6 protein-coding genes are annotated in these 9834 nt (G+C 40.5%); 2 read left to right on the forward strand and 4 right to left on the reverse strand.

The features are described from left to right. Positions 1-131: 131 nt before the first annotated feature. The 3 genes from I6F45_RS19640 to I6F45_RS19650 form a co-directional block, all read right to left on the reverse strand. A complete protein-coding gene (locus I6F45_RS19640; RefSeq protein WP_197161775.1) occupies positions 132-1631 on the reverse strand; it encodes a phospholipase effector Tle1 domain-containing protein in 1500 nt (499 codons plus the stop codon). A 110-nt stretch (positions 1632-1741) separates the two neighbouring features. Further along, positions 1742-3838, reverse strand: a complete 2097-nt coding sequence (locus I6F45_RS19645; protein ID WP_166419870.1) for a cupric reductase — start codon at positions 3836-3838, stop codon at positions 1742-1744. Positions 3839-3969: 131 nt separating this feature from the next. Next, a complete protein-coding gene (locus tag I6F45_RS19650; RefSeq protein WP_165741260.1) occupies positions 3970-5274 on the reverse strand; it encodes an NAD(P)/FAD-dependent oxidoreductase in 1305 nt (434 codons plus the stop codon). 274 nt (positions 5275-5548) lie between these two features. Between I6F45_RS19650 and I6F45_RS19655 the strand changes: the two genes are divergently transcribed. Both I6F45_RS19655 and I6F45_RS19660 read left to right on the forward strand, forming a co-directional pair. Further along, positions 5549-7477: a RecQ family ATP-dependent DNA helicase gene (locus I6F45_RS19655; RefSeq protein WP_197161778.1), complete on the forward strand. Its 1929-nt coding sequence runs from the start codon at positions 5549-5551 to the stop codon at positions 7475-7477. A 45-nt stretch (positions 7478-7522) separates the two neighbouring features. Further along, a complete protein-coding gene (locus I6F45_RS19660) occupies positions 7523-7831 on the forward strand; it encodes a YkgJ family cysteine cluster protein (RefSeq protein ID WP_002962790.1) in 309 nt (102 codons plus the stop codon). Positions 7832-7902: 71 nt separating this feature from the next. On the opposite strand, the gene I6F45_RS19665 is transcribed toward I6F45_RS19660, so the two are convergent. Further along, on the reverse strand, positions 7903-9522 hold the full coding sequence (locus tag I6F45_RS19665) for a methyl-accepting chemotaxis protein (protein ID WP_197161780.1): 1620 nt from the start codon (positions 9520-9522) through the stop codon (positions 7903-7905). Between the last annotated feature and the right edge of the window lie 312 nt (positions 9523-9834).

Below are 9834 nucleotides of genomic sequence, written 5' to 3' on the forward strand. Positions count from 1 at the left end.
AGGTGAGGTTTTATACCTCGCGGGTGTTTTTATAAAGCCAAAGCGCGAGGTAAACTCCCGCCTACAATTTAAACGCTTCGCTTTTGCGCGATGTAAAATCGCACCTACAATTTAAAAGCTTCGGGTACCTCTTACCCCAACCGCGTTACTTTCACTTTTATTTTTCCGGCATTAGCGCCGTAAAAGCGGCTTAGGTCGTTTGCAAATGGGCAAAACTCGCCTGATTTATCTATTTTAATGTCGGCGCCGTTGGCTATTTCAAAAAGGTGGTCGTCGTTTTTATTAATAGCACCAATGAGTGAAAACCATTGCGCGCGAGGAAATCGTCTAAATGGTTCGAGTACGGCCATTGGGATTTCTTTTACGCCAAGTTGTACGTTGTCGCGGTTCCAGCCTAATGGCGTGCACTTTATGCCATCGTCAAACCAGTATTGATTTGGGTATGGGGTAAAGCGGTACGTAGCGCCTTGCTCTAGCATGAGCCCGGTTGCGTTGTATTGTTCAGAGGCAAATACCACTATATCTTGGCTTTGGTTAATGCTCAGCACACTCATGTTTTGATTAGCCAGTTCTATATGTTGGCTTAAACCAATAAAGCTAAGCGTGGTGTTGTCGTTGTAGCTAATTTTGTAATGCAGTTTTTTAAGCGATTCTGGGCGATAGCTGGTTAGTTTATTAATACGTTCGGCTACGCTGTAGTGCACTAAAGGCTCAAGTTTGCTGGCTTGGTCATCAATTAATACATAGCACTCTCTATCTACTAATTTAAAAAACGGGTTAAACCAAAAGTAATTTTGTTGATGACTTAATGCGAGTGGGTCGGGTGTTACTGTTACGTCATCTTGTGCTACTAAGTTGCTGTCGGGGAGTAGGGTTTCGTAATCTATGTCGTGGCTAGTGAGTAACGATATATTAAGCGGTTGTTCTATTAACCACTCAAGTGCATAGCGCAAGCTAATATCGGCTAGGCCATCGCGGTAGTAACCACCGCCAATGTCTGAATGCGCACCTGCAAACCATAGCTCGGTAATATTGTTTTGATAGTTCATGAGTGTAGGTTCAAAGGCGCGGCGTTTTTCGTCAAGGGCTACGCAGTGCAGCGCGTGAGTAATGTTGTTGGCAATGGTGTGGTTTTCAAAAATAACGTGTTCTGCGCCGCGTGTAGCTTTACTTACTTTTGACAAGCCAATAGAGGCGACTGTATCAAACACACATACATACACGTTGTTGCTTATTAAGGGCTCTAAACATTTAGCAAAACGTCTGGCAAGCGCAGCGCCTCGGCTAAAGCCCGTTAGCAGTATGGTATCGCCTATTAGGTAGTGAGCTTTAAAGTCGCTTAATGCTTGATTTAAAATACTGGCTACGTCGTCACCACGAGGTGCAAGGGTTTGGTTTAAAATGCGTTTAAGGCGGCTGCCTTTAGTGCCAATACCTTGATAATAAAAACTGAGTTGGTTAGCAAAAGGAGTAATGGGGGAGTCTTCTAATTTACCGCCAAGCAGTAAATGCAGTTTTAAAATGTTGGTAATATTAGAGTCTTCTTTAAAATGATCTGAGCTAAACTGTTCTGCGTCACGGGGCTCGTTTCCTGTGCCGTCAAAGTTAAAAATTAGCGTTTTACCCGTCATAACCCAATTCCCTTAGTTGTTTTAAATACTCTACACAGACTATGTTAAAAATTAAAGACAATATTCATCAGGTAATGACGAGCTAATTTATGGCTCGCCTGCTATGAAGATCAGTGATTATAAAAAGTATAGCTATTTAACGTTGTTTCCTCTAATGGTTTAAGCGCAGAGTTAAGTTGTACCAACTGCTGATAAACTTCAGGGTAAAATATTTTTAATCGGGCAACGCGAGAAAAGTGGTTTGGTTCAAATTTTTCAACAAGCTGCAAAGCTAAAGGAACCATTGGGCTTAACTCACCTTTGGTGTAGCTTTGTTCTAGCGCTAAGTCGAGTATATCTACGCCAAGTTTACTGGGAACAGTCGGTATTTTGTTATCAATTAGAAATTGGACTGCTTCGACAGAAGACGACGCAGCTTGTGTATAAACGTCGCGTCCATGTATATCGGTAATCGAAAAATCAAAACCAAGTTGTGCAAGTTCTTGCCATTGACTAAGCGGAATCCAGCTTAGTCTAACCAACTCTGTTGGAGGGATAGGTAGCGTTCGACTATTCCAAATAGGCACTAAGTCATATGGATTCTTAAGTAACCTAATAAATAGCACGTTTGTCTCTGTTTGATTTAGTGGAGTTGTCTGGCTGTATTCATGTGCTTTTTGAAATTCTTTTTTAGCTAAATACTCACGAAATACACTATCGCTTCTATCTGAAGAGGTACGGCGGGCAAGAGTGTTCCACCAATAATTAACTAAAACAGGGTCTATATTTTGTAATACGTCTTCAAAGTTACTGCCATACTCTTTTTCGATTTTGCGCACTTTGTCGTAAGCATCACTATCTCGTATGAGCTTTTGGGCTGCAAACAGCTTTTCTGTTAATTGATTACAATTGCTTGAGGCTGAATCTAGATCTTCTTTTTTATGTTGTAGCTCTAGTAAAAATTGAGATATTTCAGAGTTATCTGGCTCAGTTACTCTAGGCAGCATAGAGTTTTCAATTATAGAGATTTGGCTAAAGTAGAGGTAACTTAAAGGGTTTGTTTGCTCACTAATAAAAGTACCTTGTTGATATTTAAATTTGTTTTCAAAAAGTAGAGTCTTATCTGATGAATTTTTATAATTAAACTCACCATGGGCTTTATATCCTTCGGCGATTAAGTAATCCAGCATATCAGTCTTACTTTTATCTAAATCTTCTAAAGTTAAGTTTCCGTTTTTAGGTAAATTAATTATGGCAATATCTAACGCTGTAAATAGGCCTGCTTTATTGGTTGGCGAGACTCCTGCTTGTTTTAATGCTTTTACTAAGGGTAAATTAAATTGGCTAATAGCTAAATCGGCTAAGTTATATAAAACGGTAAAATTGTCATAAATAGGCATATCATTAAGTGAAGGTACTTGCTTCATTAACGCAAAAATATACTCATTAGGTAGACCGTTATTTATAGCTACTGCGAGTTCATTTACCGTAAATTGATTTACTGCGATTACATGCTCAAATTCGTCAATTGAAAGTTTATTTGCATTGAGCATAAGTAGCGTGGCGGGAGAGATAACATTACTACCTTCAATACGAATAAACGACTGCAAATAAGTGGTAAACGTGTCGGAATTGTTTAATAGTGCATAGAGGGTTTCTTTTTTTACATTTTCATCAAGTGGAACGTTAAATGTTAAACCAGCAGGGCTTTGGGTAGCCGAACCTAACTGCTGCACCATCTCTTTTACTTTATCAGTGGTGAAATTTTGAATAGCTTCAATGCCTTGCCAGTCAGCTAAAATAGCTATGCTTTCAATTATTTTATAGTCTTTTTTTTGTTTATCTTTAATCGCTTCTTTAAGTAGCGTTGTATATGACTGATAAGATGCCTCGTACAAACCTGAATACATTAATAGGTCGGCGACAGAAGTACCTTTGTTGAGTTCATTTTTAAAAAATAAAGTAAGCGATTGGTTTATTTCATTTATTTTGTATGCTTTATCAGCCGATTTATTTTTACAAAGGCTAATTTCGTGTTTTAGTTTTACTACTTTCTGTTGTGGGGATGCTTGAACGATCTGCTTTTGTTGTTTTATTTTGGGCTGAACTATATTTGAGGCAGGTTTTAAATTTTGCTTTACTACTGGTGAGCTGGATTGAGCTATAAATATATAAGTTGCCAATACAACCGTAGCAATGGCAATAAGCGCCAGGGGTCCTTTTTTCATAAACGTTAATCCTTTAGGTTCACTATTTCAATTATCCACATGGTACTATTTTAGATACTAATAGTGTAAGAGGCTTTAATAAAGTATTAATTTATTAAAGCCATTTTATAGGCTGCTAATTCAGTTTGCTTTTAATGCAATTTCATTTTAGGGCGCACTACTCGCAGTACTTTTTCGCTTATCCATAATGCAAAGGTTTTTGCGCTACCGTGTATGGCGCGTTGGTGCATACGATATAAAGATATATACATAAAGCGGGCAATTTTACCTTCAATAAAAAAGGTATTGCTGGTTAGGTTGCCCATTAAGTTACCTACCGTGCTGTAGCTCGATAAGTTAACTAGCGAGCCATGGTCGCTGTATTTAAAGCCGCGTAGTGGTTGCTGCTTTAACGTGGCGATGAGATTTTTTTCGACGCATAACGCCATTTGATGCGCCGATTGTGCGCGTGGTGGTACTTGCTTGCCGTCGGCTTGGGTAAATGCGCAGCAATCGCCTAATACAAAAATGCTTTCGTCAACGGTGCTTTGTAAAAACTCGTTTACTTGAATTTGGTTGCTACGAGTAAGCTCAAAAATACCTAAGTCTTTAATAAAATCAGGTGCTTTTACGCCTGCCGCCCACACCATTATATCGGCATCAATGTGTTCTTCATCTTTGGTGATAAAGCCTTGTGCGGTGCCTTCTTTTACTTGCGTTTGTTCGCGCACGTTTACGCCAAGCTTTAATAGCTCGCGTTTGGCACTTACGGCAATACGCTCTGGTAATGCAGGTAAAATACGCGGGCCGGCTTCAATTAAATGAATATGCAAACGCTTAGACGACATATTTGTTAAGCCATAAAGCTTTAATAGCTCAGACACATGGTAAAGCTCAGCTGAGAGTTCAACACCCGTAGCACCGCCGCCTACAATGGCAATATTAAGTGATTGCTGTTGGTTGTCGTCTTGATGAAGGCGCGTAAAGCTATCTAGTAATGAGTGCTGAAAGCGCTCTGCTTGTTGGCTTGAATCTAAAAAGTAGCAGTGCTCTTTTATACCAGGGGTATTAAAGTCGTTACTTACGCTGCCGATGGCAATAACAAGGTGATCGTAACGAACTGTACGCCCAGGTAAAATAGTGTGGCCTAACTCGTCGTTTAATGGGGAGAGGGTAATTGTTTTATTGCTTTGGTCTATATTGCAAAAGGTACCAAGTTGAAAACGATAATGATGTTTTGCGGCATGGGCTGAATACACAACGCCATCTAAATCAGGGTCAATAGAGCCTGTCGCTACTTCGTGCAGTAACGGCTTCCATATGTGGGTACGGTTTTTGTCTATTAACAGTATATCAGCTTGTTTTTTTTTCCCTAGCTTATGCCCCAGTTGGGTTGCAAGTTCTAATCCGCCAGCACCACCGCCAATAACGACGATTTTAGGTATTGTAATACTCATAACGTTGCCCTTAAAAATAATATACCCAAGTGATCTGTATTTTTATTAGTTTTTTAAGGTGACTTGGGTATCAATAAATTATTTTGGCAACAAGTAGTTACTACTCATTTTATGGGTGCCTAGTTTGCGCCTAAATAAAACCGATGTCAGCAATAAATAATGTTATTTGTTGTATACTGAGTTGCAAATATTTCATACACACCGAGTTGCAAATATTTTATCTACACCGCATTTTTATAAGCATGACTATTGTTTAGCCATCAAAAGGACATTTATGACCACGCCACTAATTCAATCACTTGAGCAGCACTTTGGTTTTAGCCAGTTTAGAACAGGGCAACAACAAACTATAGAGCAGCTTTTAAATGGTCAATCGTCGTTGGCTATATTTCCGACCGGCTCGGGTAAATCGTTGTGCTACCAGCTAACTGCGTTGCATTTACCAAATTTAACCTTAGTGGTTTCGCCTTTACTTGCATTGATGAAAGATCAAATTAGCTTTTTAAATAGCAAAGGTATTTATGCTGCCAGCCTTGATTCGAGCCAAGATCAAATGCAAAGCAGCACGGTAATGAACGATGTGCGAAACGGTAAAATTAAAGTATTAATGGTGTCGGTTGAGCGTTTTAAAAACGAGCGTTTTAGAGAGTTTATAAGCCAAGTTGCGCTTTCTATGTTAGTGGTAGACGAAGCGCACTGTATATCTGAATGGGGCCATAACTTTAGACCCGACTACCTTAAATTGCCGCGTTACCGCGAAGAGCTTAATATTCCTTTAGTGTTGTTACTTACGGCAACGGCCACTAAGAAAGTAAAACGTGATATGGCAGAGCGCTTTGCTATTGCCCCTGAGTGCATTGTGCAAACGGGTTTTTACCGCGCTAATTTAGATTTAAGCGTGCTGAGTGTTAAAACCGCCGATAAAAACACCGAACTTGCCAACATTGTGCGTGCGCAAAGTGGCCCGGGTATTGTGTATGTAACGCTGCAGCAAAGTGCCGAGCAAGTAGCAAACACGCTCAGTGCGCAAGGTATTCATGCTGTTGCTTACCACGCAGGACTTGAAGATACGCTACGCTGGCAAATTCAAGATGACTTTATGGGCGGTAAAATTAACGTAGTGGTGGCAACCATTGCCTTTGGTATGGGCGTTGATAAATCGGATATTCGCTTTGTTATACATTACGATTTACCTAAATCGATTGAAAATTATAGCCAAGAAATTGGCCGAGCAGGGCGCGATGGCAATCCATCAAACTGTTACACGCTTGCTAACCTAGACGGCCTAAATACAGTCGAAAATTTTGTATACGGCGACACCCCAGAGCTTAGCGGTATTGAATACGTAATTAACGATATTCGCCAAAGCGACCAGCAATGGGAAATGCAAGAATACAGCCTTTCAAGCGAAAGTAATATTAGGCAACTAGCCCTTAAAACCTTGTTAGTACAGCTAGAAATGCAAGGCGCAATAACGCCGCAATATGCTTACTACGCCGATTTTAAATACAAGTTTTTGGTTGATAAAAATGAGCTACTAAGCCAATTTGACGAGCAGCGCCAAGCGTTTTTAACGCAAATATTTAGCCATACCGATTTTAAAAAAATATGGGGCACGCTAAATTTTGACTCCCTTACACAAGCCGCGCAGGTTGATCGTAAACGCGTAGTGGCAGCGCTTGACTACCTAGCCGAAAAAAACCTAATAACGCTCGAAACCAAACGTATTACCCAAGTATACAAAGTGCATGGAGAGGTTATAAATAACCCGGAACTTGCCCTGCAACTTCACGACTACTTTACCGACAAAGAACAGGCCGAAATTAAACGTATTGCTGCACTGGTACGCTTTTTTGAGCTACAAAGTTGCTTAAGCTATAACTTAGCGCGCTATTTTGACGATCAAAATGCACCTGAGCAATGTGGGCATTGTAGTGTGTGTAGAGGTCATGCGGTTAAGCTTGAATACTCTATAGAGCCTGCATATATTGACGAGCAACTTATTTATCAAAAGGTAGATGAATTTTTAGCGCATATGGCAGGCAAAGGTAATCACAATGTGGGTATTGAAACCCAATGCCGCTTTTTAGCGGGGATGAGTGTGCCGTTATTTGCGCGTAATAAAGTACGCCAGCTGAGTGGTTTTGCACTGTGTGAGCAAATGCGTTACAGCGATATTAAAGCAAAACTACTAGCGCGTTAAATTAGTTACTGTATCCTAGTGGCTTATTCAAAAAAGTAAGCCACTATGCCTCATATTGTTATCCCCGTTGAAAATATTTCTACTACCCCAGAGCCCGTTACGTGTGCTAACTGCCAAGCCTGTTGTTGCCAATTAGAAGTGCGCATAGTAACCGACACCGGCGTGCCATTTAACTACATTGAATACGATAAATGGGGCAGTGAAGTAATGAAACGCGCTGACGACGGTTGGTGCCAAGCACTCGACCGCAATACGCTTATGTGCTCCATTTACGAAAACCGCCCATTAGTTTGCCGCGAGTTTGAAATGGCCTCAGACGAGTGTATTACCGAGCGCGATTTAGCAGGTATATAGTCCGCTATTATTAAAGTACATAAACAACAAAGGGGCTTAAAAGCCCCTTTGTTTATTGCTTACTATAAAAATTAAACTTTAAAGTAGCTAATATACTTTTTAAGTGTGTTTGAAAGGTCAGCTAATGCAACAGCTTCTTGTGCGTTACTGTTAAGCGACATGCTGGTTTCTTTGGACATACTGGCAATTTCTTCTACGCCGGTACTAATTTGCGCCACAGTGGCTACTTGGTTTGATGTTGATTCAACAATTTCAAGCACGTTACTTAATGAATCGTTAGCTTGTTGCTGTATTTGATGCAGTAACTCGTTTGCTTCGTGAGTAAGTGTTAGGCCATTTTCTACTTGTGGTACTGTGGTTTCCATAGCTGTTACCGACGCTTGCGTGTTTTCTTGTACTTGCAAAATCATCTTTTCAATATCGCCTGTTGCGTCGCCAGTGCGCTGGGCAAGTTGTCTTACCTCGTCAGCAACAACAGCAAACCCTCGGCCTGTTTCGCCTGCTCTTGCAGCTTCTATTGCTGCATTTAGTGCAAGCAAGTTTGTTTGATCAGAAATACTGCGGATCACACTTAAAATATCGCCAATGTGTTTTACATGTTCTTGCAGCACGTTTACTTGGGTAACCGTCGCTTTTACGGTTACTGAAATTTGCTCAATTTCGGCCGCTACTTTTTGCACTGCAATACTACCTTGCTGCGACAATTGTGCGGTTATTTTTGAGTTATCTTCTGTTTGCCTAACTGAGTCGGCTACAGCATGGATACTACGGCTCATTTCTTCTAGGCTGCTTACTGCCGAGTTTGTATAAGTTACTTGTGCGTCAGCGGCACTAAGTGCTTGCTGCGAGCCAGACGCTACGCTTGCAGAGTGCGTAGAAAGCTCTTCAGATGAGTTAATAATGCTATCTACAATGGCTTTTAATTTAGATTGCATCACCCCTACAGAAGCCATCATGCTATTTGGGCAACACGACTGTACATCACCTCTTAAATCGCCTTGCGCAATAAGGGCAATTACTTCAGCAGCTTCTTGTGGTTCGCCACCTACTGAATTTCTGATCAGTTGGCTAATAACATACGCAACGCTTATGCCTATTAAAAAGGCAAGTGCGGTGAGCGAAATCATCCAAATTTTAAACGAGCTAGCAATATCGAGAGTATCAATAGTGGTGGTTTGATTTGCTTGCTCTTGCAGGTTTATAAATTGGTTTATAACATTTAGCCACTGGGTAAATGCAGGGCGCGCATCGGTTAATAAAATACGTTCAGCTTCGTTTAGGTTTCCTGCATTTTTAGCGTTTATAACACCTTGAATAAAAGGCTGAGTGCGCTGCTCTATTTGATTTATTTTATTAATTAAAGCGCGTTCTTCACTATTCATATTACCCATTAGCTCGGCCATAGACCGGCTTGACGTTTGGTAAAATGCGTTTAGCTCTTTTATGCTCTTTAACACGGAGCTTAAACTGCTTTGATCGGTAATTAGCACTACATCGCGCACGGCTATCGCTCTGTCGTGTACGCTGCCTCTAAAGTTAATAGCGTAACGCTGCTTTACCGAGTTTACGTCGGTCATGTGGGTAATGTTATTATTAATGAGGCTAACGCGCGAAATGCCAATAATGGTTAAAATAAGCATCATTGATAAAATTACGCCAAAGCCGGTCGTTAAACGCATGTTTATGGTCATGGTTGATCCCAAGTGTGAGTCAATACGCGCAAGAGCAGCTTGTATTATTAGTGATTATTCTAAAACAATAGCAGCATTATGCCTTATTAATTAAAGTTTTATTAGCAATAAGGTATTGTTTGTTAATTTAGTTTACAAGCGTAACTTTAATGAGGAGTGTTTTTCAGGCATTAAAAAAGGGGCTAAATGCCTAATGCCAGTCAGTTAAGCTGACTGGCATTTTTCTTTTTATGGGGATACTTAGATGGTTTTGGCTTAACCCATCGGGGATATCTTCTATCCTCTCGTCTAGCTGGAAGCTTAAATAAGACC

This window comes from Pseudoalteromonas sp. SWYJZ19 (assembly GCF_015864375.1).
Lineage (GTDB): Bacteria > Pseudomonadota > Gammaproteobacteria > Enterobacterales > Alteromonadaceae > Pseudoalteromonas > Pseudoalteromonas arctica.

What these genes read in the sequence shown, in the direction of transcription:
- I6F45_RS19645 (WP_166419870.1), bottom strand. Translation starts at nt 3,838, where the DNA reads ATGAAAAAAGGACCCCTGGCGCTTATTGCCATTGCTACGGTTGTATTG.
- I6F45_RS19650 (WP_165741260.1), bottom strand. Translation starts at nt 5,274, where the DNA reads ATGAGTATTACAATACCTAAAATCGTCGTTATTGGCGGTGGTGCTGGC.
- I6F45_RS19660 (WP_002962790.1), top strand. Translation starts at nt 7,523, where the DNA reads ATGCCTCATATTGTTATCCCCGTTGAAAATATTTCTACTACCCCAGAG.
- I6F45_RS19640 (WP_197161775.1), bottom strand. Translation starts at nt 1,631, where the DNA reads ATGACGGGTAAAACGCTAATTTTTAACTTTGACGGCACAGGAAACGAG.
- I6F45_RS19665 (WP_197161780.1), bottom strand. Translation starts at nt 9,522, where the DNA reads ATGACCATAAACATGCGTTTAACGACCGGCTTTGGCGTAATTTTATCA.
- I6F45_RS19655 (WP_197161778.1), top strand. Translation starts at nt 5,549, where the DNA reads ATGACCACGCCACTAATTCAATCACTTGAGCAGCACTTTGGTTTTAGC.